The sequence below is a fragment of the Roseococcus sp. SDR genome, from assembly GCF_019083995.1.
Lineage (GTDB): Bacteria > Pseudomonadota > Alphaproteobacteria > Acetobacterales > Acetobacteraceae > Roseococcus.
In genome coordinates this window covers 173,275-192,529 of sequence record NZ_JAHRCU010000004.1, presented here as the reverse complement: position 1 = coordinate 192,529, position 19,255 = coordinate 173,275, and the positions used below count along the sequence as shown (strand labels likewise).

At 70.2% G+C, this 19,255-nt stretch carries 20 protein-coding genes; 8 read left to right on the top strand and 12 right to left on the bottom strand.

Annotation, left to right across the window (positions count from 1 at the left end; all coding sequences use genetic code 11):
- Positions 1-2: 2 nt before the first annotated feature.
- Together KTR66_RS06765 and KTR66_RS06760 are read left to right on the top strand one after the other, a co-directional pair.
- The gene (locus KTR66_RS06765) at positions 3-1,118 is read left to right on the top strand and encodes a glycosyltransferase (RefSeq protein ID WP_213611712.1); all 1,116 of its coding nucleotides are present in this window, start codon (positions 3-5) and stop codon (positions 1,116-1,118) included.
- On the top strand, positions 1,115-1,765 hold the full coding sequence (locus tag KTR66_RS06760; protein WP_213611710.1) for an acetyltransferase: 651 nt from the start codon (positions 1,115-1,117) through the stop codon (positions 1,763-1,765). Before KTR66_RS06765 ends, KTR66_RS06760 begins: the two co-directional genes overlap by 4 nt.
- 6 nt (positions 1,766-1,771) lie before the next feature.
- Here the strand turns inward: KTR66_RS06760 and KTR66_RS06755 are convergent, their stop codons facing one another.
- Positions 1,772-2,959, bottom strand: coding sequence for a glycosyltransferase family A protein (locus tag KTR66_RS06755; RefSeq protein WP_213611708.1), 1,188 nt, complete (start codon positions 2,957-2,959; stop codon positions 1,772-1,774).
- A gap of 138 nt (positions 2,960-3,097) precedes the next feature.
- On the opposite strand from KTR66_RS06755, the gene KTR66_RS06750 reads away from it, so the two are divergent.
- Positions 3,098-4,195, top strand: coding sequence for an acyltransferase (locus KTR66_RS06750; protein WP_213611706.1), 1,098 nt, complete (start codon positions 3,098-3,100; stop codon positions 4,193-4,195).
- 4 nt (positions 4,196-4,199) lie between these two features.
- On the opposite strand, the gene KTR66_RS06745 is transcribed toward KTR66_RS06750, so the two are convergent.
- From KTR66_RS06745 to KTR66_RS06725, 5 genes are read right to left on the bottom strand one after another with little or no spacing between them, the layout of a single operon-like run.
- Entirely contained in the window at positions 4,200-5,156 is a 957-nt protein-coding gene (locus KTR66_RS06745) for a GNAT family N-acetyltransferase (RefSeq protein WP_213611704.1), read from the bottom strand.
- A gap of 7 nt (positions 5,157-5,163) precedes the next feature.
- The gene (locus KTR66_RS06740; protein WP_213611702.1) at positions 5,164-6,084 is read right to left on the bottom strand and encodes a hypothetical protein; all 921 of its coding nucleotides are present in this window, start codon (positions 6,082-6,084) and stop codon (positions 5,164-5,166) included.
- Positions 6,081-6,779, bottom strand: coding sequence for an acetyltransferase (locus KTR66_RS06735; RefSeq protein ID WP_213611699.1), 699 nt, complete (start codon positions 6,777-6,779; stop codon positions 6,081-6,083). Before KTR66_RS06735 ends, KTR66_RS06740 begins: the two co-directional genes overlap by 4 nt.
- Positions 6,779-7,549: a bifunctional 2-polyprenyl-6-hydroxyphenol methylase/3-demethylubiquinol 3-O-methyltransferase UbiG gene (locus KTR66_RS06730; protein ID WP_213611698.1), complete on the bottom strand. Its 771-nt coding sequence runs from the start codon at positions 7,547-7,549 to the stop codon at positions 6,779-6,781. The genes KTR66_RS06735 and KTR66_RS06730 overlap by 1 nt, the downstream gene beginning before the upstream one ends.
- A gap of 38 nt (positions 7,550-7,587) precedes the next feature.
- A complete protein-coding gene (locus tag KTR66_RS06725) occupies positions 7,588-8,724 on the bottom strand; it encodes an acyltransferase (protein ID WP_213611696.1) in 1,137 nt (378 codons plus the stop codon).
- A gap of 169 nt (positions 8,725-8,893) precedes the next feature.
- Between KTR66_RS06725 and KTR66_RS06720 the strand changes: the two genes are divergently transcribed.
- Genes KTR66_RS06720 through KTR66_RS06710 form a run of 3 tightly spaced genes read left to right on the top strand, consistent with a single transcriptional unit; the run spans position 8,894 to position 11,380 of the window.
- The gene (locus KTR66_RS06720; RefSeq protein WP_213611694.1) at positions 8,894-9,835 is read left to right on the top strand and encodes an alpha/beta hydrolase; all 942 of its coding nucleotides are present in this window, start codon (positions 8,894-8,896) and stop codon (positions 9,833-9,835) included.
- Positions 9,835-10,575: a glucose 1-dehydrogenase gene (locus KTR66_RS06715; RefSeq protein WP_213611830.1), complete on the top strand. Its 741-nt coding sequence runs from the start codon at positions 9,835-9,837 to the stop codon at positions 10,573-10,575. Before KTR66_RS06720 ends, KTR66_RS06715 begins: the two co-directional genes overlap by 1 nt.
- 19 nt (positions 10,576-10,594) lie before the next feature.
- Positions 10,595-11,380, top strand: a complete 786-nt coding sequence (locus tag KTR66_RS06710) for an SDR family NAD(P)-dependent oxidoreductase (protein ID WP_213611692.1) — start codon at positions 10,595-10,597, stop codon at positions 11,378-11,380.
- 154 nt (positions 11,381-11,534) lie between these two features.
- Here KTR66_RS06710 and KTR66_RS06705 read toward each other — a convergent pair whose 3' ends face one another.
- The 3 genes from KTR66_RS06705 to KTR66_RS06695 are packed head-to-tail and all read right to left on the bottom strand — an operon-like array spanning position 11,535 to position 14,123.
- Complete coding sequence (locus tag KTR66_RS06705) at positions 11,535-13,169, bottom strand: NAD(P)/FAD-dependent oxidoreductase (protein WP_213611690.1); 1,635 nt, start codon at positions 13,167-13,169, stop codon at positions 11,535-11,537.
- Positions 13,170-13,216: 47 nt separating this feature from the next.
- The gene (locus tag KTR66_RS06700) at positions 13,217-13,933 is read right to left on the bottom strand and encodes a methyltransferase domain-containing protein (protein ID WP_213611682.1); all 717 of its coding nucleotides are present in this window, start codon (positions 13,931-13,933) and stop codon (positions 13,217-13,219) included.
- On the bottom strand, positions 13,926-14,123 hold the full coding sequence (locus KTR66_RS06695) for a DUF2007 domain-containing protein (RefSeq protein WP_213611680.1): 198 nt from the start codon (positions 14,121-14,123) through the stop codon (positions 13,926-13,928). The genes KTR66_RS06700 and KTR66_RS06695 overlap by 8 nt, the downstream gene beginning before the upstream one ends.
- 158 nt (positions 14,124-14,281) lie before the next feature.
- Between KTR66_RS06695 and KTR66_RS06690 the strand changes: the two genes are divergently transcribed.
- Together KTR66_RS06690 and KTR66_RS06685 are read left to right on the top strand one after the other, a co-directional pair.
- Entirely contained in the window at positions 14,282-15,277 is a 996-nt protein-coding gene (locus KTR66_RS06690; RefSeq protein ID WP_213611828.1) for a polyprenyl synthetase family protein, read from the top strand.
- A gap of 62 nt (positions 15,278-15,339) precedes the next feature.
- Positions 15,340-16,317 carry a tripartite tricarboxylate transporter substrate binding protein gene (locus tag KTR66_RS06685; protein WP_213611678.1) on the top strand — a complete coding sequence of 326 codons (978 nt, stop codon included), beginning with the start codon at positions 15,340-15,342 and terminating at the stop codon, positions 16,315-16,317.
- Here the strand turns inward: KTR66_RS06685 and KTR66_RS06680 are convergent.
- The 3 genes from KTR66_RS06680 to urtE form a co-directional block, all read right to left on the bottom strand.
- Positions 16,314-17,282: a tripartite tricarboxylate transporter substrate binding protein gene (locus KTR66_RS06680; protein WP_213611677.1), complete on the bottom strand. Its 969-nt coding sequence runs from the start codon at positions 17,280-17,282 to the stop codon at positions 16,314-16,316. The two genes, KTR66_RS06685 and KTR66_RS06680, sit on opposite strands and share 4 nt — an antisense overlap.
- A gap of 48 nt (positions 17,283-17,330) precedes the next feature.
- Entirely contained in the window at positions 17,331-18,392 is a 1,062-nt protein-coding gene (locus tag KTR66_RS06675) for a ketopantoate reductase family protein (RefSeq protein WP_213611674.1), read from the bottom strand.
- Between the two features lie 167 nt (positions 18,393-18,559).
- The gene (gene urtE / locus KTR66_RS06670) at positions 18,560-19,252 is read right to left on the bottom strand and encodes an urea ABC transporter ATP-binding subunit UrtE (RefSeq protein WP_213611672.1); all 693 of its coding nucleotides are present in this window, start codon (positions 19,250-19,252) and stop codon (positions 18,560-18,562) included.
- Positions 19,253-19,255: the final 3 nt, after the last annotated feature.

The following is a 19,255-nucleotide window of genomic DNA, read 5'->3' as shown; positions in this document are numbered from 1 at the left end:
ACATGGCTGAAACCGCTTCCGCCGCGCGCGGCATCCTGGCCCTCTTTCCCTTCCTGGTCGTCGGCTCCCTCCCGGTCTCGGTGATGCGCGAGATGCGCGCGCGCGGCCATGACGTGACGGTGGCGCGCTACCTGCCGCTGGCGCAGGGCTACACCATGGACCCGCTCGACGACTTCGCGGCCGAGGATCGGCTGATCGACCTCTCCGACGCGATCGGGCCCTATGGGCCGGACCGGCTGGAGGCCATCGTGGCCGAGCGCGACATCGGGCTCATCCTGCAGATCGGCAGCCCCTGGGGCTATGCGCAGCTCGCCCGCCTGAAGGAGCGCCGCCCCGATCTGCGCCTGGTGGACACGCTCTACAACAACGGCCCGCATTTCCACGCCTTCGCCCATTACGGCCCCTGCTACGATGGCGTGCTCGTCGAGAGCCGGGAGATGGTCTCGCTGCTCGAGGGCGGGCCGCACGGCGCCTGGGTGCGGCAGGTGGAAAGCGGCGTGGACATCTCCCGCTTCGTGCCGGCCGGCCGGGCGCTGCAGCCGCCGGGCACCGAGCTCGTGCTGGGCTATGTGGGCCGCATGTCGGCCGAGAAGAACCCGCTTGGCTTCGTCACCATGGCCGAGGCGCTGCACGCCGCCCGCCCGGGCCTGCGCTTCGTCATGTATGGCGAGGGCGCCATGTCGGGCGAGGTGAAGGCGCGCATCGCCGCGAGCCCCGCGCGCGAGGCCATCGATTTCCGCGGTTTCGCCGACCATCCGACGACGGCGCTCGCCGCCATCGACGTGCTGGTCGTGCCCTCGGTGCTGGATGGCCGCCCGGCCGCGATCATGGAGGCCAATGCCTGCGGCGTGCCGGTCATCGCAGCCCCGGTCGGCGGCATTCCCGAACTCATCGAGGAGGGCCGCAGCGGCTTCCTCTGCCCGCCGCGCGACACTGCGCGCTGTGCCGGCCTCGTCGCCGCCCTGCAGGAGGGTCCCGCACGCTTCGCCGCCCTGCGCGAGAGCGCGCGCCAGGTGGCCGAGGCGCGGTTCGACCGCCGCCGCATGATGGACGCCTATGAGGCGGCTTACATGGACGCGCTGGCCGCCCCGGCGCGGCCCCTGCCGCATCTCGCATGAGTGCCGCCGCCGGCCCCGGGCGCGTGCTGATCTTCGGCGCGGGGGGCCTCGGCCGGGAGGTGCTGCAGATCCTGCGCGACATCGCCGCCGGCGGCCTGCCGGCCGAGCCGGTCGGCTTCGCGGTGGACCCGGCGCATCGCAGCGTGGCCACGCTCGGTGGGCTGCCCGTGCATGACGACGCCGAGGCCCTGCTGCGCGCCGACCCCACGCTTTCGGTGGTGGTCGCGCTGGGTGACCCGGCGCTTCGGGCCGCCACCGTCGCGCGGCTGGCCGGCGCCCGCTTCGCCACGCTGCGCCACCCCGCCGCCTGGATGGGGCAGAGCGTGACGCTGGGCGAGGGCAGCATCGTCTTCGGCCATGCCTCGGCCACGACCGATGTCGCGATCGGCCGGCATGTGCTGGTCAATCCCGGCTGCACCCTGGCGCATGACGTGGTGCTGGAGGATTTCGCGACACTCGCCCCCGCCGTGGCTCTGGCGGGCGGCGTGCATGTGGAGGCGGGCGCGGATCTCGGCACCGGGGCCCGCGTCATTCCCCGCCGGAGGATCGGACAGGGCGCCGTGGTCGGCGCGGGCGCGGTGGTGATCCGCGACGTGCCGCCGGGTGTGACGGTGGTGGGCGTGCCCGCGCGCCGCCTTCGGGGCTGACGCGCGTCAGCCTTTTTGCGCCATCAGCGCCTTGGCCTGCGCCTCCCAGGCCTCAGCCTGCTTCTGCCACCACTCCTTCGCCTCTTCCACCTGGCGGTGATACGCGACGAGTTCGGCATAGGTGGCCTGGAGCTGCGCCATTTGCTCCGAGCCGCCGGCTGTGGTCTGCAGCCGCGCGATCTCCTGGCTGCTCGCGGCCAGTGCGCGTAGCGCGCCGGTGCGCATCGGGTCCACCTCCGCGAGCGCACGGTAGAAATACGCGGCGCCATGGCCTGAGCGCTCCATCGCCGCCGCCGTCTCTGGCGTGTTCAGCGCGCGGTAAAGGGCCTCGATCCCGAAGTTGCGCGGCGAAGGCATCTGCGCGCCCAGGCCCAGCAGGGCAAGCGCCCCGGTGACGCCCAAGCCCTGCTCGAGATGCGCCGCCGCCTCCGGGAAGACGCGCAGGAAGAGGGCGGGGTCCTGCTCCAGCGCGAAATAGTTGCGCAGAACCTGCACGAATTCCCAGGCGACGCGCGCATCGGTCCCGGGGTTGCTCGCATGCATGTTGGCGCCGCCCGCGCGCAGGCGGTACGCCACCAGCGCCTCCTCGATGACATGGATCGGGAAGGCGAGGCAGAGCTTCACCCACATGTCGTAATCCTGGGTCTGCCAAAGGCACGGGTCGAAGACGCCGACCTTCTCGAACCCCTCGCGCCGGACCATGACGGTGGGGGCGGAGAGCAGGTTCCCCTCGAAGAAGAAATGGCGCAGCGCCGATTCCCGCGTCACGCCGGCTGGCCGGTAATAGGGGAAGTCACCCGCGATGGGCGCGCCGTCATCATCCACCGGCGTCATCCAGGAGAAGACGGCGCCGAGTTCGGGTTGCCGCTCGAAGGCCTCGACCTGGCGGCGGAGCTTCCCCGGCAGATACATGTCATCCGAGGGGAGGAACGCGAAGAAGCGACCGCGCGCGCGGGCCATGTTGCGCGCGGCGGTCACGCTGGGGCCGACATTGCGCTCATTGCGCTCGAAGTGGATGCGCTCGTCCTTCACGGCCAGCACCTCTTCCACAGTCCCGTCGGTGGAGGCGTCATCGGTGATGATGATCTCGAAATCCCCGAAATCCTGGCTCAGCACGCTTTCCAGCGCCGCGCGCACGTATTTCGCGTGGTTGTAGGACGGGATGCAGACGGAAACGATCGGCGCCGTGGCCATGCAGGCGTGCTCCAGAAAATTTGGCGCGGAGGGTTGGCGCATTTGCCCTGGGCGGGCAATAGGCATGTCCTCGGATCCAATCCGGCAAATAGCGAGCATGTCCGACAAAGTAAATGCAATAGTATTGGTTGTCATGTGATGCAAATCGCGGGGAAGCCCCAATCCCTGCCCGCGCCAGCGACGGCGCAGGGCCGCGTGGTCTTCCTCGACCTGCTGCGCATCTTCGCCTTCGCCAGCGTGCTGGCTGGCCACAAATTCTACCCGGCGATCGAAGCCGCGGCGCAGGACCCCGGCCTGCACGTAACGGTGCGCCTCATGGCACAGATCCTGGCCCCCTTCGTCTGGGCCGGCGGCGCGGGCGTCATCGTCTTTTTCCTGGTCTCGGGCTACATCATCACCCAGGTGCTGCAGCGCGAGGGCGCGGGCGAATTCGTGCTGCGCCGCATCTTCCGCATCTATCCTCTCTACATCGCCGCCGTGCTGATCGAGACGCTGCTGGCGACCGCGCTGCTCGGCCAGCCCGTGCCGCCGCTTTCGGTCATGATCCCGCGGCTGCTGCTGATCGGCGATCTCTTCGGCACGCCCTATGCGCTGGCTGGCGTGGAATGGACCCTGCGGCTCGAGGTGCTGTTCTACGCCATCATGGCGGTGCTGAAGGCGGCGGGCCTGATCGAGCGGCCGCGGCTGCTGCCCTGGATCTATCTTGGCCTCTCCGCGCTCGGCCTCTGGGCCGGCCCGATGCCGACCGCCTATGGCTGGAGCGACGGCTTCATCACCCTCTACCTGCCCTTCCTCTTCGTGGGTTCGATCGCCTTCCTGCATGAGCGGCGGCTCATCGGCGGCGGCGCGGCGCTGGCCTGCGCCGGCATCATCTACGCGGGCTATCTGCTGGCCGTGCCGGGCATCAGCCCGCGCGGGGCCAACTCGCATTTCCTGACGCTCGCCTGCCTGCTCTCGCTCGCTCTCTGGCTTGTGCGGGCCCGGCTCACCGGCGCGGCCTGGATCGTCTTCCTCTCCAACCTGACCTACGCGGTCTATCTCTTCCACAACTGGCTGTGGTCCTACCTGGACGGCGCGGTGCGCGGCCTGGGCCTGGGCGAGGGGGGATGGGCGGCGCTGGCCACCTTGCTGCTGCTTCTGCTGCTTTGCGCCCTGGCACACCGCGTGATCGAGCAGCCGGGCATCGCGCTGGGCCGCCGCCTCGTGGCCCGCCTCCAGGCGCGCGGCGGCGCCTGAGCGGCTAAAGCTTCAGCCGGAAATAGTCGTGCGCCACCGCGCGCCCGCCGAAGCCTTCCTTCTGCTCGATCAGCCCGTCATTCAGGTAGCGGCCCTGCTGCTCGGTCGAGTTGCCGAAGTCGAACCAGCGCTTCTGCGCGAAGACCTCATCCAGAAGATGCAGGAAGATGCGGTCCAGGCAGCCCATGGCGAAGCCGTCCGGCGTGCTCGCCGCATATTGCAGGTGCGCGACTTCGTCCGCCTCATAGATCACGACGCCCCCGACGAGCCCGCCCGCCTGGTCGCGTGCGGTGAAGAGACGGATGTTCTGCGGGAAGCCGGAATGGAGATACTGGATCTCCTGCACATTGTGCACCGGCTTCACATCGTAGCGCGCCTGCAGGTGCCGATCGAGCAGGTCCCAGAAGAGCGGGAAGTCGGTGTCCTCGCTCACGGTGATGCCCGCCTTCATCGCCTTGGCCGCGCCACGGCGCCGCCGCTCCTGCGGGGTGGGGCGGCGGGCCATGTCGATGGTGCTGAGCAGGTCGCGCCGGTAGAGCTCGGCATCGTGGCGGAACAGCGCGTAGCGGTCCTCCTCGGCCGGCAGGCGGTGGTAGATGTGCGGGATGCTCTTGTAGATGAGCGTCTTCGCCCCCTGCGCCGCCAGATGCGCCCGCACCACGTCGAAGACGCGCAGCATCATCGGCGTCGTCATCCGCGCATTGACGATGAAGCCGCCGAAGGTCAGGCCGTTATGGCTCGCCACCAGGTCGCCGTCGCGATGCGCGGGCAGCAGTGCGACGATTTCATCGCCGCTGCGGATGATGAGGGAGCAGTCGGCAAAGCGGTCGGCGTGGTAGTCCATGTAGCCGCGCAGCAGAAGGAAGGTGCCGTTCTTGCTGGCACGGACGAACTCGTCCCATTCCGCCTGCCGCTCGGCGGCGTAGCGTTCGACGATGAGGGGACGGACAGTGGCGGACATGCTGGTCTCAGTCGTTTTCGAGCACGGCGAGGCCGAGGCCGGAGCGGCCATAGCCATTGCCATTGTAGAACATGTAGAGCTCGCCGCCGATGCGTTCGACGGCGCCGTAGCAGAGCATCTCGCCATCCCATTCGCCGGGTGAGAGCGCGAGGCCGGCCTCGGCATCCCGCCGCGTCCAGGCCTGGCCGTCGGGCGAGGTGGCATAGCCCATGTCATAGCCGCGGGGTGAGCGCACTGCGTACCACATGCGCCAGTCGGCAGGGCCCACGCGCTGGATCCAGGGCCGCCCGAAGCCGATTTCCTCGCCCTCCGGCGCCATCAGTTCCCGGCCCTCGGACGGCCAATGGAGTCCGTCCTCCGAGGTCGCGTAGTGCAGGCTGTAGCGCGGCTGCTTGCGGCCCTCGACGAAATGGAACCCCGCACCGCCGATATACCAGGCCTCCCAGCCCGGCGCGTCGTCGCGCTGCCGTACATAGGGCGCGGTGCGGAAGATCGGCTCCTTCGGACCGCGGTCGAACACGGGCGTCACCGCCCAGCGCGTGAAATCCGCATCCCCGCGCGGTGCCGTGGCAAGGCCGGCGAAGAGCGTATAGGGCACCTTCGTCTGCAGCTGGTAGCCATTGTAATAGAGCCGCACCGAGCCATCGGGCAGGGTGACCGCGCTGCACGGGTTCACGCCATTGTCGTCGAAATGCCCGGGCTCGCCGATGTCGAGCACAGGCTTCTCCGCCACGGCCAGCACGCGGCTCGGGTCGCGCGCATCCACATCGATCCAGCCCGTGCGCGAGACGGTGTTGGCGTCACACACGCCGAGCAGCAGGCGGATGCGATCCTCCAGATAGACCGGCGTCGCCAGCATCGCATGCGATTGCGCCCAGGGCCGGCTTCCATCCGGCGCCCAGAGCAGGCCGAGCTTGCGCCACTTCATGCCGGCGGCTCGTCCCTGACGCGGAAGAAGCGCTTTGCCCCCACCTTCGCGGCCTCCTGCTCGGGAGGGCGGAACATCTGCCCTTCCTCGGTATCGCGCGAGATCACGACGCCCTGGCCGATCCAGTTGTCCGCCGCGACCTTGAGATTGTTCCCGATCGCGACATTCACGCCGAGGAAACTGTTCGCGCCGATCTCGCAGAAGCCCGAGACCACGACGTGGGAGGAGACGAAGACATTGTCCCCCACGCGGCTGTGATGGCCGATATGATTGCCCGACCAGAGGACGACATTCTCGCCGATCTCGGTGAAGGACTGCACGACGTTGTTCTCGAAGATGAAGCAATGCCGGCCCAGGCGCGCGCTGGGCGCGATGAAGGCGTGCGGGCTGACGAAGGAGGCGAGCGGATAACCCGCCGCCGCGACCTGCCGCACGAGGCGCGCGCGCAGCCGGTTCAGCTGGGTATAGACCACCGCCACATGCGCGTGGTGCGCGGCGGGCGGGTAGCGGGCAGGCAGTTCCTCAAGCGGCACCACCGGCAGGCCGCAGAGGCTTTCCCGCTTCAGGAAGGCGCGCTCCACCGCGAAGGCGACGACGCGAAAGGGGCTGAAGGCGGTGAAATACTCATGCGCGACTTCGGCAAAGGCGCTGTCGCCCACCAGGACCAGATCGTGCAGCTTCTCGGGCGCGCTCATCACGGCCTCCGCAGCAGCAGGTCTTCGCGGCGGTTGGCCATGGGCAGCTCCGGCGGCTGCGGCAGGACCCAGGCATCCACCCCCGCCGCCCGCGCGCGCGCAACGAGGGAGAGCAGGACGGCGTCATCCATCTCGCCCTCGCTCGGCTGGTTGAAGCCGGGCACGGGGTCCTCGTCGCGGCCGGTATAGCTGCGGTGGAAGGCGGCACCCGCCGCACTCGCCAGGAAGCGCCGCCGCATCGAGGCATTGGGCACGTCGCCGATCAGCATGGCCCCGCCGCCCGGCCGCAGCAGCGCCATGGCCGCATCCAGGAAGCCGAAGAGCGGGCCGGCCGCGAAGACATAATGCAGCACGGAGTAGCAGATGATGACGTCCACACCGCCGCGCAGTTCGCCAAGGGCCGGCGCGCATTGCGGAAAGGGGCCCTCCACCTTGCGGATGAAGTGGGCATCGGGCAGCGCCTCCAGCATCTCGGGCGAGTCCACCAGGATGATCTCGTGGCCCTGGGCGCGGCAGGCCTCGATGATGAAGGCCGGCAGGTCGCTGCAGCCGGGCCCGATATCCAGCACCCTGAGGCCCCGTGCGCTCTCCAGCGCCGGCAGCTTGGCGCGGATGTCGTCGAAGATCGCGGCCTCGCGCCCTGCCCGCAGGCTGTCGGGGAAGCCGATGCGCTGGTAGCGGCTGAGATCGGCGCGCCCGGCGAGTTCGCGGAAGCCCTCATAGGTGAGGTCTGCGAAAGACCTGGCCTGCCGGCGTTCTTCCTCATCCATCGAGTATTTCGCCCGTCACGCAACCGTTGCGCGCGTCATTAGGCCACCGACCCCGGGCCTGCAAGGCGCTTGGCACCCTGCCGGCGCTCGATCCGGCCCACCAGCCAGCGCTGGCAAGGCCGCTCCACCCCGTGATGCAGCGCCGCCGCGAGCAGCAGGCAGAGCGCCAGGATGGGCAGCAGCGGCAGGGTCTGGATCACCCCCTCCAGCTGCTTGATGAAGAACCATTTCATGACGAGCTGATGGACCATGTAGAGGCAGAAGCTGACGCCCCCGAGCCAGAGGAAAGGCTGCAGCGAGAGCATCCGCCCGACGACCCCCTGCGCGCTGGCGAAGGCCATCAGCAGGGGCGCGAAGACAAGGCAGCCCCCGCCGATCTCGAACCAGTAGGCGAGCCCGCCCGACCAGGCGAAGAGCGGGCGCAGCGCCGCCTGCCCGCCCAGGAACCAGCCGGCCAGCAGGGCCAGCGCCGCCAGTTCCAGCGCGGTGCCGCCGATGAGGCCCAGCCGCAGCCGCCCGAGCCGCGTCCAGGCGAGCCAGGCCACCATGCCCAGCACGAATTCGAAGCCCCGCGCGAGGGGCGAGGCATAGACGAGCATCCGTGTGCTGGCCTCGGTGATGCCGCCGGTCATCGGCAGCCCCGCCAGCGCGGCGATGCCGGCGACGCCGAGCAGCAGCGCCGCCGCCAGCAGCAGCTTCCAGTGCCAGTTCCGGTGCAGTTCGCGCAGCAGGAACAGGAAGGCGAGGTAGAAGAAGAACTCCGTCGAGATGGACCAGGAGACGGCGTTCCAGGAGAACACATAGAGCGGGAAGGGCGGCAGGGACTGGGTCAGCGTCAGGTTCGCGGCCAGCGCGAGCCAGGGGCTGAACCAGCCCGTCCCCGGAAATTGCCGGCTGTCGGGGCGCATGAGGAAGATCACCATCAGCGCCGTCACAAAATGGACCGGCCAGAGCCGTGCCAGGCGGAGCGTCACGAAATGCCCGAAGCCGATGGCTCGCCCGGCATAGGCGTGGCTCAGCACGAAGCCTGAGAGCACGAAGAAGAAGCTCACTCCCTGCTTGAACGGCCATTCGCCGAGATGCCGCAGCGCCGGGACGTAGCTCGCGGCGTGATAAGCCACGATCATCGCGGCCGCCGCGAAGCGCAGGCTGGTCAGGGGCTTCAGGTGATCCATGGCGTTGCCCCTCCCGGCGCGCGGCCCTCCGCCCCCAAGGGCGGGCTGCCTACCACATCCGCTTCGCGCCGTGCCAGGGCCCGTTGCCCACCCGCGCGCCCCGGGTCCATGCTGCGCCCAAGACCATCGGAGGAAGTCGCAGCATGTTCCAGACCGGCGAGGCGCGCCCATGACCGCCCCCCTGCATCCCGATTGCATCGCCCTGCTCGAACTGGTGAAGGCCAGCGGCCGGCCGCGCTTCGACACGATGGAGCCGCTGGCCGCCCGCGCCCAATATGCGGCCGGGCGGAACGTCGTGCAGCCGCCCTCCCCGGATGTCGCGGAAGCCCGCGACCTCAGCCTGCCCAGCGGCGTGGCCATGCGCCTCTACCGCCCGATCGGCAGCGCGGCGGGCGAGATCCTGCCTTGCCTCGTCTTCGCCCATGGCGGCGGCTGGGTCTTCGGCGACCTCGACACGCATGACCACCTGGCCCGCAGCCTCGCCAATGGCGCGGGCTGCGCCGTGCTGGCGGTGGATTACCGCATGGCGCCTGAGCACCTCTTCCCGGCGGCGGTGGACGACGTGGCCGAGGCGGTGCGCTACGCCGCCGAGAACGCGGCCAGCCTCGGCATTGATCCGGCGCGCCTGGCGGTCGGCGGCGACAGCGCCGGCGGCAATCTCTCGGCCGTGATGGCGCTGATGTCGCGCGACGGCACGCTGCCGCCGCTCCGCTTCCAGCTGCTGATGTATCCCGCCACCGACATGACGGCCACGCATGAGAGCTACGAGCGCTTCACCGAGGGCCTGCCCCTGGTGACGGCGGGCATGCACTGGTTCCGCAACCTCTACATCCCCGACGCCGGTCAGTGGACCGACTGGCGCGCCTCGCCCTTGCGCGCGGCCTCGCTGGCGAACACGCCGCCCGCCTTCGTGCTGACCGTGGGCCATGACCCGCTCTGCGACGAGGGGCGCGAATACGCGGCCCGGCTCGAGCGCGAGGGCGTGCGCGTGACCCACCTGCACGCGGCCGACATCCTGCACGGCGCGCTCACCATGTGCGCCATCATCAAGCCTGCCCTCGTGCTGATCGAGACCGCGGCGCGCGCGCTGAAGGAAGGCTTCCGCGCGTGATGCTCGCGGGCAAGGTGGCGCTGGTGACGGGCGGGGCCTCGGGCATCGGCCGCGCCACCGCGCTGCGCATGGCCGAGGAGGGGGCGCGCCTGCTGGTCGCCGACCGGGACGGGGAGGGGGCCACCCGCACCGCCGCCGCCATCGCCCAGGCCGGCGGCCAGGCGCGTGGCATCGCGGCCGATGTGACGCGGGAGGCCGATGTCGCCGCCATGGTCCAGGCCGCCCTCGAGACCTTCGGCCGGCTCGACTGCGCCTTCAACAATGCGGGCGTGGCGCCGGCCGAGGCGCAGCCGCTGGCCGAGATCGCGGCCGAGGAATGGGCACGGGTGATCAACATCAACCTCACCGGCGTCTTCCTCTGCCTGAAGCACGAGATCGCGGCCATGCGGGCCGGCGGCGCCATCGTCAACACCGCCTCCATCGCCGGGCGCATTGCGCTCCCCAAGGCGGGCGCCTATGTCGCCGCCAAGCATGGCGTGATCGGCCTCACCAAGGTCGCGGCGCTCGATCACGCGAAGGACGGCATCCGCGTCAATGCCATCTGCCCCGGCTATGTCGAGACGCCGCTGGCGAGCCGCAGCATCGAGCGCCGGCGCGAGGCCATCCTGGCCCGCGTGCCGCTGGGCCGCATCGGCACGGTCGAGGACATCGCCGAGAGCGTGGTCTGGCTCTGCTCGGACCGCGCGGGCTTCGTCACCGGCGAGGCCATCGCCGTGGATGGCGGCCATACGGCCAATTGAATTCCCAAGGGAGAGAGACATGCGCTTCAAGAACAAGGTCGTCATCATCACGGGTGCGGCGAATGGGCTGGGCCTCGACGCCGCCGGCGGCTTCGCCCGCGAAGGGGCGAAGGTGCTGATGGTGGACCGCGACCCGCGCGGCGCCGAAGGGGCCGCCGCACTCGCCGCGCAGGGCCATGACGTGCGCTTCCGCCAGGCCGATGTGACGCAGGACGCGGAGGTGCGCGGCTATGTCGCCGCCGCGATGGAGGCCTGGGGCCGGATTGACTGCTTCTTCAACAATGCCGGGATCGAGGGCCATGTCCGCCCCATCATCGAGCAGGAGGAAGCGGTCTTCGATGCCGTCATCGCCGTGAACGTGAAGGGCGTCTTCCTCGGCATGAAGCATGTGATGCCGGTGATGCTGGCCCAGGGGAAGGGGGCGGTCGTGAACACGGCTTCGACCGCGGCCTTGGTGGGCTCGGCCGGGCTCGGCCCCTATGTCGCCTCCAAGCATGCGGTGCTGGGGATGACCAAGACCGCGGCGGGCGAGGTGGCGCGCGGCGGCGTGCGCGTGAATGCGCTTTGCCCCGGTCCCACCGATACGCGCATGATCCACTCGCTGGAGGAGCAGGCGACGGCGCGCGGGGCGAATGACGTGCCGGAGAAGTACATGGCCTCCATCCCGCTCGGCCGCTACTGCACGCCGGCCGAGGTGACGGCGATGGTGCTGTTCCTCTGCTCGGACGAGGCCTCGGGCATCACGGGCGGGCAGTTCCAGGTGGATGGCGGCCGCACGGCGTGCCCCGCGGGGGCGCTGCGCTGATGTTCATGCCCTCAAGCGCCGGGCGCGCGCCCGGCGCGCTTGGCTTCGCGCCGCAACGGGTGCGCTGGCGGTCGGGGCAGTCTGGGCGCGCCGGCCGCTTGGCCGCCGGATTCTCACGGCGCGGTGCTGGTCCGTCCCGCTCGGTCCCGGCTGTTCACTCCGCTGCCCGGACCTGCTCGCCTGCCGTGAACACGAAGCCCGGATAACCCCCCGCCGCGATCTCGTCGCAGAGCTGCCGGTAGGTGCCCACCCCTCCCACATAGGGCATGAAGAGCTGCGGCTTGCCCGGGATATTGGCGCCCATGTACCAGCTGTTCGCCTGCGGATAGAGCGTGCGCTGCGCCACCTCGTTCACATGCGCCACCCAGTCGTCCTGCGCCTTCGGCGTCGTCTCCATCACGGAGAAGCCGTGCCGCTGCCGATGCGCCAGCGAGTCGCACACCCAGTCCACATGCTGCTCGATCGAGACGATCATGTTGGACAGCACCGAGGGGCTGCCCGGCCCGGTGATCAGGAACAGGTTGGGGAAGCCCGCCACCATCAGCCCCAGATGCGTGCGCGGCCCCTCGGCCCAGGCCTCGCGCATCGAGAGCCCGCCACGCCCGCGGATGTCGATGGCCAGGATGGTCCCCGTCATCGCATCGAAGCCGGTGGCGAAGACGATGCTGTCCGCCGCATGCGTGGCACCACCCGCCTCGACGCCTTCGGGCGTGATTCGGCTGATGGGGTTTCTCCGCACATCCACCAGCGTCACATGCGGCAGGTTGAAGGTCTCGTAATAGGCGGTGTCCACGCAGATGCGCTTGGCGCCGATCGGGTGGTTCCTCGGCAACAGGATCTCCGCCACCTCCGGGTCATGCACCAGGCCCCGGATCTTCTCGCGCACGAAATCGGCCGCCGTGTCGTTGGCTTCCCTGTTGGTCAGCAGGTCGCTGAAGGCGGCCATGAAGGCGGTGCCGCCCGCCGCCCAGCGCGCCTCGTATTCCGCCCGCCGCTCGGCCTCCGGGACAGCGAGTGCCGAGACCGGGTTCAGGTGGTACAGGATGCCCGTCCGCATCTGCCGGGCGGCCGCGCGCCGCGCCGGGTAATCCCGCTTCCAGGTCTGCGCGTAATCCTCCGTCATCGGCCCGTTGCGGGAGGGGATGCTGAAATTCGGCGTGCGCTGGAACACGGTGAGCTGCGCCGCCTGCTTCGCGATCACCGGAATGGCCTGGATCGCCGAGGAGCCGGTGCCGATCACCGCCACGCGCTGCCCGGTGAAATCCACGCCCCCATGCGGCCACTGGCCCGTGTGGTAGATGGCGCCGCCGAATCCCTCGATGCCCGGAATATCCGGCAGCCGTGCCGAGGAGAGGCAGCCGGTCGCCAGGATCAGTTGCCGCGCGCTGATCCGCCGGCCGGTATCGGTTTCGACCAGCCAGCGCGCCGCCGCCTCGTCCCACACCGCCGAAGTCGCCCGCGTCTTGAAGGAGATGTCCCGCCGCAGATCCAGACGGTCCGCGACGTGATTGGCATAGGCCAGGATCTCGGGCTGCCCGGCGAAGCGCTCGGACCAGTTCCATTCCTGTTGCAGCTCCTCCGAGAAGCCGAAGGAATACTGCATGCTCTCCACGTCGCAGCGGGCACCGGGATAGCGGTTCCAGTACCAGGTTCCGCCCACCCCATCGCCCGCCTCCAGAGCGATCGCGGCGATGCCGAGGCCGCGCAGGCGATGCAGCAGGTAGAGCCCCGCGAAGCCCGCGCCGATGACCAGCGCCTCGATCCGCTCCGGCGTCCCGTTCCCAGACATCCGCGTTCCCCCTGTGTTGGGTGCGATGATGCACCCCCGGGGGGCGGCTATGTCAACGCAGCCGCCTCGCGCAGCACGGCCTCGGCCGCGGCGGTGTAGCGCCCATCCGCCTCATGCAGGACGAGGCCGGGCAGCACCTCGTCCGGCCCCGCCCCGCCGCGCCGCGCCTGGATCAGGATGCGCTTGGCGGGCGTGCCGGCCCGGGGCCAGAGCGGCAGAAGGCGCACGGCGCCGCAGCCCGCCTCGCGCAGCGCGGCCGCGGCTTCCGCGAAGCGCGCGGCGGGCAAGACGAGGCTCAGTGTCCCCTTGTGCCGGAGCGGTCGGGCCATGGCCCGCACCCAATCCATCAGCGGCGCATCCTCATGCGCCGCCTGGCGCCGATCGGCGAAGGGGGAGGGGGTGCCGCCCGCCCAATAGGGCGGATTGGCGAAGGCATGGTGCAGCGGGGGCAGGTCGCGCAGGTCCCGCGCATCGGCGGCGCGGATCTCGGCCGGCAGCAGGTTCAGCCCGGCATTGCGCTGCGCGATGTCCACCAGCGCCGGGTCCCGGTCCACGGCGAGGATGCCCAGGCGCGGCACGCGGGCGGCGAGGCACAGGAACGCCGCCCCGGTCCCGCAGCCCAGTTCCAGCACGGAATCGCCGGGCCGCGCGGGCACGAAGGCCGCCAGCAGCACAGGGTCCAGCGCCGCCCGGAAGCCGTCCCTGGGCTGCAGCAGCTTGACCCTTCCGCCCAGCAGCGCGTCTTCGCTGAGATCCTTAGACACCGGCCTCCTTCAGCAGCCGCTGCGCGCGGGCCGCATCCTCGGCGCGCACGGCCAGCCGCTGCGGGAATATGGCGAGGCCGAGGCCCGAGAGGTTCCGGTCCAGCAGCACCGCCTCGATCCCGGCATCGCGCAGGAGCGAGGCCAGGAACTGCATCCGGATCGGGTCAGGGTCGGCCGCCACCACTTCCATCGGCTGAAATCCTTGATTTCCCTTGCCTTGCCGCCATGTCGCCCTCTCGGTATCCTGCACAGCCCGGGCCGGGGTCAAGTTTGGACCCTGGGGGCTGGGCCAGAGAGACAGGGAATGCGCGCGTGGCGGGTACGGTTCAGGTGAGGGAAGACGGCGCCATGGGGGCGGACCGTGGCGAGGACGCGCTGGCGCGGCTGAACCGGCTGGTCGCGGAGGACCTCAAGGCCTGCAACACCCTCATCATCCAGCGCATGCAAAGCCCGGTGGCGCTGATCCCGCAGCTCGCCGCCCATATCATCGCGGCCGGCGGCAAGCGCCTGCGCCCGCTGCTGACGCTCGCGACCTCGCGCCTCTGCGGCTATGAGGGCGCCCGCCATGTGGCGCTCGCCGCCTGCGTCGAGTTCATCCACACGGCCACGCTGCTGCATGACGATGTGGTGGATGAGAGCGCGCTGCGCCGCGGCCAGGCCAGTGCCAATGCGCTCTTCGGCAACAAGGCCTCCGTCCTCGTCGGCGATTTCCTCTTCGCCCGCGCCTTCCAGCTCATGATCGAGGACAAGAGCCTCGAGGTGCTGCGCATCCTGGCCGGGGCCTCGGCCACCATCGCCGAGGGCGAGGTGCTGCAGCTCATCACCCAGAACGACCTCTCCAGCACCGAGGCGCAGTATCTGGAAGTGATCCAGGGCAAGACCGCTGCCCTCTTCGCCGCCGCCGCGCGACTGGGCGCCGTGGTGGGTGACCGCCCGCAGGCCGAGGCCGAGGCGCTGGACGCCTATGGCAACAATCTCGGCATCGCCTTCCAGCTCGTGGATGATGCGCTCGACTACTCGGCCGAGCAGGCGCGGCTGGGCAAGACGGTCGGCGACGATTTCCGCGAGGGCAAGATCACGCTGCCCGTGCTGACCGCCTTCCACGCCGGCGACGCGGCCGAGCAGGAATTCTGGCGCCGCACGCTGGAAACCGGCGAGCAGACCGACGAGGATTTCGCCGAGGCGCAGCGCCTGATCGCGAAGCATCGCGGGATCGAACGCACGATCGAGCGCGCCGAGCTCTACGGCAACGCGGCGCTGGCCGCGCTGCAGATCTTCCCGAAGGGCGAGGCGCGCGAGGCGCTGGCTGACGTCGTTCGGTTCTGCATCGAGCGCGCCCGCTAGGCGGCGCGCACCAGGCCAGGCCCCGGGCAACAAGGGGCCGGCCGCACAGGGAGGAGTTGAGGATGGCATACACCACACGGCGTCTGGCGCTGGCCGGGCTGGGCACGCTGCTGGCCGCGCCCGCGCTGCGGGCGCAACCCTGGGCGCCCACGCGGCCCATCCGCATCATCGTCACCTACCCGCCGGGCGGCGTGAACGACATCGTGGGCCGCATCATCGCCGAGCCGCTCTCGCGCGAACTGGGCCAGCCCGTGGTGATCGAGAACCGGGCCGGGGCAGGGGGCAATATCGGCACTGTCGCCGCTGCCCAGGCCGAGCCGGATGGCCACACCATCCTCTTCGGCACCACGGCGCTGTTCGGCGTGAACCCGATCCTCTATGCCGCCTCCTCCGGCGTGGATGCGGTGCGCGATTTCACGAGCCTCGGCATGATCGGGGAGGTGGCGAACATCCTCTCCGTCGTGCCCGGCCGCGTGCAGGCGACGGACATGGCGGGCTTCATCGCGGAAGCGAAGCGCCGGCCGCTGACCTTCGGCTCGGTCGGCAATGGCTCCTCCTCGCATCTCTCGGCCGCGCTCTTCCTCAGCATGACGGGCATCGAGGCGACGCATGTGCCCTATCGCGGCTCTTCACCGCTGGTCGCCGCCATGCTGGCCAAGGACGTGGATTTCGGCTTCGACACCACCGCGACCTCGACGGCGCATATCCGCGCCGGCGCGCTGCGCCCGCTGGCGGTGACGACGACGACGCGCGCGACCGCGCTGCCCGACGTGCCGACCATGCAGCAGGCGGGCCTCGCGGGCTATGACCTTGGCATCTGGTTCAACCTCGGCGTGCCGCGCCGCACGCCAGCGCCGGTGGTGGCCCGCCTCGCCGAGGCGCTGGAGCGCGCCCGCAGCGCGCCCGCCACGCATGAGCGCCTGCGCACCGCCTTCGTCGAGCCCATGACGCTGCCCTTCGCGGAGAACGAGGCCTTCATCCAGGCCAGCGCCGCGCGTTGGCAGGCGATTGCGCGGGCTGCGCGCGTCTCGATCGACTAATCCGCATAGGCGCCGGCGGCCTGGATCACGGGCCGCCAGCGCTGCACCTCCTCCACCACGAAGCGCCGATGGAAGGCGATGCTGGCGCGTTCCTCCGTCGCCGGGTCGGTCAGCAATTCGGCGAATCGCTGGCGCAGCCGGTCATCCCGCAGCGCCTGGCGCAGCGCGGCCGAGATGTGCTCCTGCACCGCCTCGGGCGTGCCGGCGGGCGCGTAGAGCCCGTGCCAGGTGGACATGGAAATCCCCGGGAAGCCGGCCTCCGCCGTGGTCGGCACCTCCGGCAGGCCCGCGAGGCGCGTGGGGCTGCTGACGGCAAAGGCGCGGATGCGGCCATCGCGCAGATAGGGCACCGTGTTGGTCGCCTGATCGCACATCAGGTCGATGCGCCCGGCCAGAAGCTCCGCGATGGCGGGGCCGGTGCCGCGGAACACCACCACGGTCGCGCGCGCCTGCGCGTCGCGCTGCAGCAGCAACCCACACAGGTTGGAGGCGCCGCCCAGGCCCGAGGTGGCGAGGTTCAGCCCCTCGCCCTCGCGCCGCAGCACGGCCATCAGCCCTGCCATATCGCTGGCCGGAAAGCCAGGCCGCGCCACCACCGTCATCGCCGCGTCGGACACGAGGCCAAGCGGCGCGAAGCTGCCCGGCACGTCATAGGGCAGGCGGCGGAACAGTGTCGCACTCGCCGCCATGCCGATATTGTTCAGCAGCAGCGTGTAGCCATCCGGCCGCGCCTGCGCCACGCGCTGCGGCCCGACGACGGAGCCGCCGATCGCCTCCACCACCACATTCTGCCCGATGGTGCGGGAGAGCGCGTCGGCCGTGATGCGCGTGATGGTGTCGGTCGGCCCCCCCGCCGCACCGGCCGCCACCAGCGTGATGGTCCGCGACGGATAGGTCTGGGCGAAGGCCGGCGGCGCCAGCAGGGAAGCGGCCATCAGGCCCGTGGCGAAGGCACGACGCAACATCCGAATTCCTCCCCAGGTGACGCCCGCCCGTGAACCCGGCCGAGCGCTTCAGTTCAGGCGCAGTTCCAGGATGTGGCGCGGATCGGGCGAGATCTCGCCGCGCTCCAGCCGCAGCACGATCTCGGTCAGCGCCGTATTGGCCGGGGTCGCGATGCCGAGCGGCTTCGCCTTCTCCGCGATGAAGCCGTTGATGAACTCGATCTCGGTGCGGCGGCCCTTCACCATGTCCTGCCCCATGGAGGGGCGATGCGCGCCGCCGCCGGGCTTCGCCGCCTCGGCCAGGCGATGCGCGTCATAGGTGGCGCGCGCGGCCGCGTCCCCCTCGCCGGCGCGGGCGATGATCTCGGGGTCGAGGTGGTAGATCTCCTCCAGCGCATAGCCCAGCGCCTGGCCCACGCGGATCGCCTCGCTGCCCAGCCGCGCGCCGAAGGCGCGGAGCGCGTCATTCGTCAGGATGTCCTTCATGACGAGGCCGGTGGAGGCGGAAAGCCCGTTGCCCATGCCGTTCGCCACCAGCTTGGACCAGCGCTCGCCCCAGAGGTTCGACGTCACGGTCGTGCTGTCGGAAAGCCCCGTCAGGCGGCCCACTTCCTCCGCACGTTCGGTGATGCGCCCATGCACCTCGCCCACGCGATAGACGGTGTGGGCGGCGCCGCCCTTGCCCGAGGCGCGGCGGACATGGCCGGGCTCGCCCAGCTCCACCGTGATGGAGCTGGCGATGGCGCCGAGCGTGCGGCCCCAGCCGACGATCTCCGCGATCGCCTCCTCGTTCATGCAGTTCTGCAAGGACACCACGAAGCCGCCCGGCGCCAGGTATTGCCGGATCATCATCGTGGCCCAGGCGGTGTCGTAGGACTTCACGCAGATGAAGGCGATGTCGAAGGGCTTGCGCGCCACGGCCTGCAATTCGGTGAGGTGGATGGCGGTGACCGGGACGGTGAATTCGGGCACATCCTTCAGATGCGTCACGCGCAGCCCGTCGCGGCGCATCTTCTCGACATGCTCGGGCCACATGTCCACGAAGGTCACATCCTCGCCGGCCCGCGCCATATGCGCGCCGGCATAGCAGCCGACGGCGCCCGCGCCGATGATGGCGATGCGATGACCCATCTGCGTGTCCTTCCCCTTGGTCCGGGGGAGGCTAGCGCCGTTTCGGAGGACGCACGAGGGGGCTTTGCCCCCTCGACCCCCAGCAGGGCACAGGTGCCCTGCACCCCTATTGGTGGAAGGTGCAGGAAACTCAGTTTCCTGCCGGGGAGCTTGAGGGGCGGAGCCCCTCAAACCGTCAGCAATTTCCGCACCTCGGCCTCATCCAGCTCGCTCGTCTTGCCGGAGAGCGCCACCTCGCCCCGCACCATCACGGTGATGGTGTCCGCCAGGTCCCGCGCGAATTCGAAATACTGCTCCACCAGCACCACGGCGAAGTTCCGGTCCCGCGCCAGGTGATGGATCACCTTGGCGATGTCCTTGATGACATTGGGCTGGATGCCCTCGGTCGGCTCATCGAGGATCAGCAGGCGCGGCCGCGCCGTCAGCGCCCGCCCGATGGCAAGCTGCTGCTGCTGCCCACCCGAAAGGTCGCCGCCGCGCCGCCGCAGGAATTGCCGCAGGATCGGAAACAGCTCGAACACCTCTTCCGGCACGGCGGAACCGCGCGGGGCGGCGGCCAGCGCCGTCTCGAGGTTTTCCTGCACGGTCAGGAAGGGGAAGATCTCGCGCCCCTGCGGCACATAGCCGATGCCCGCGCGCGCGCGTTCGGCGGGCCCGAGGCCGCGCATCTCATTCCCCTCCCAGAGGATGGAGCCGCCCTGGATCTTCTCCAGCCCGATGATGGAACGCAGCAGCGAGGATTTCCCTACCCCGTTGCGCCCCAGGACCGCGGCCACCTGGCCGGGCCCGACCGAGAGCGAGACGCCGCGCAGGCAGCGGCTCGCGCCATAGGAGAGATCGATGTCGGTGACGTTCAGCATCGC

Bases quoted from the DNA above. Each gene is read 5' to 3' on its own strand.
- KTR66_RS06680 (WP_213611677.1), bottom strand. From the start codon at position 17,282: ATGTTGCGTCGTGCCTTCGCCACGGGCCTGATGGCCGCTTCCCTGCTG.
- KTR66_RS06715 (WP_213611830.1), top strand. From the start codon at position 9,835: ATGCTCGCGGGCAAGGTGGCGCTGGTGACGGGCGGGGCCTCGGGCATC.
- KTR66_RS06705 (WP_213611690.1), bottom strand. From the start codon at position 13,169: ATGTCTGGGAACGGGACGCCGGAGCGGATCGAGGCGCTGGTCATCGGC.
- KTR66_RS06695 (WP_213611680.1), bottom strand. From the start codon at position 14,123: ATGGAAGTGGTGGCGGCCGACCCTGACCCGATCCGGATGCAGTTCCTG.
- KTR66_RS06690 (WP_213611828.1), top strand. From the start codon at position 14,282: ATGGGGGCGGACCGTGGCGAGGACGCGCTGGCGCGGCTGAACCGGCTG.
- KTR66_RS06710 (WP_213611692.1), top strand. From the start codon at position 10,595: ATGCGCTTCAAGAACAAGGTCGTCATCATCACGGGTGCGGCGAATGGG.
- KTR66_RS06730 (WP_213611698.1), bottom strand. From the start codon at position 7,549: ATGGATGAGGAAGAACGCCGGCAGGCCAGGTCTTTCGCAGACCTCACC.
- KTR66_RS06765 (WP_213611712.1), top strand. From the start codon at position 3: ATGGCTGAAACCGCTTCCGCCGCGCGCGGCATCCTGGCCCTCTTTCCC.
- KTR66_RS06725 (WP_213611696.1), bottom strand. From the start codon at position 8,724: ATGGATCACCTGAAGCCCCTGACCAGCCTGCGCTTCGCGGCGGCCGCG.
- KTR66_RS06685 (WP_213611678.1), top strand. From the start codon at position 15,340: ATGGCATACACCACACGGCGTCTGGCGCTGGCCGGGCTGGGCACGCTG.
- KTR66_RS06735 (WP_213611699.1), bottom strand. From the start codon at position 6,779: ATGAGCGCGCCCGAGAAGCTGCACGATCTGGTCCTGGTGGGCGACAGC.
- KTR66_RS06675 (WP_213611674.1), bottom strand. From the start codon at position 18,392: ATGGGTCATCGCATCGCCATCATCGGCGCGGGCGCCGTCGGCTGCTAT.
- KTR66_RS06760 (WP_213611710.1), top strand. From the start codon at position 1,115: ATGAGTGCCGCCGCCGGCCCCGGGCGCGTGCTGATCTTCGGCGCGGGG.
- KTR66_RS06740 (WP_213611702.1), bottom strand. From the start codon at position 6,084: ATGAAGTGGCGCAAGCTCGGCCTGCTCTGGGCGCCGGATGGAAGCCGG.
- KTR66_RS06755 (WP_213611708.1), bottom strand. From the start codon at position 2,959: ATGGCCACGGCGCCGATCGTTTCCGTCTGCATCCCGTCCTACAACCAC.
- KTR66_RS06750 (WP_213611706.1), top strand. From the start codon at position 3,098: ATGCAAATCGCGGGGAAGCCCCAATCCCTGCCCGCGCCAGCGACGGCG.
- KTR66_RS06745 (WP_213611704.1), bottom strand. From the start codon at position 5,156: ATGTCCGCCACTGTCCGTCCCCTCATCGTCGAACGCTACGCCGCCGAG.
- urtE (WP_213611672.1), bottom strand. From the start codon at position 19,252: ATGCTGAACGTCACCGACATCGATCTCTCCTATGGCGCGAGCCGCTGC.
- KTR66_RS06720 (WP_213611694.1), top strand. From the start codon at position 8,894: ATGACCGCCCCCCTGCATCCCGATTGCATCGCCCTGCTCGAACTGGTG.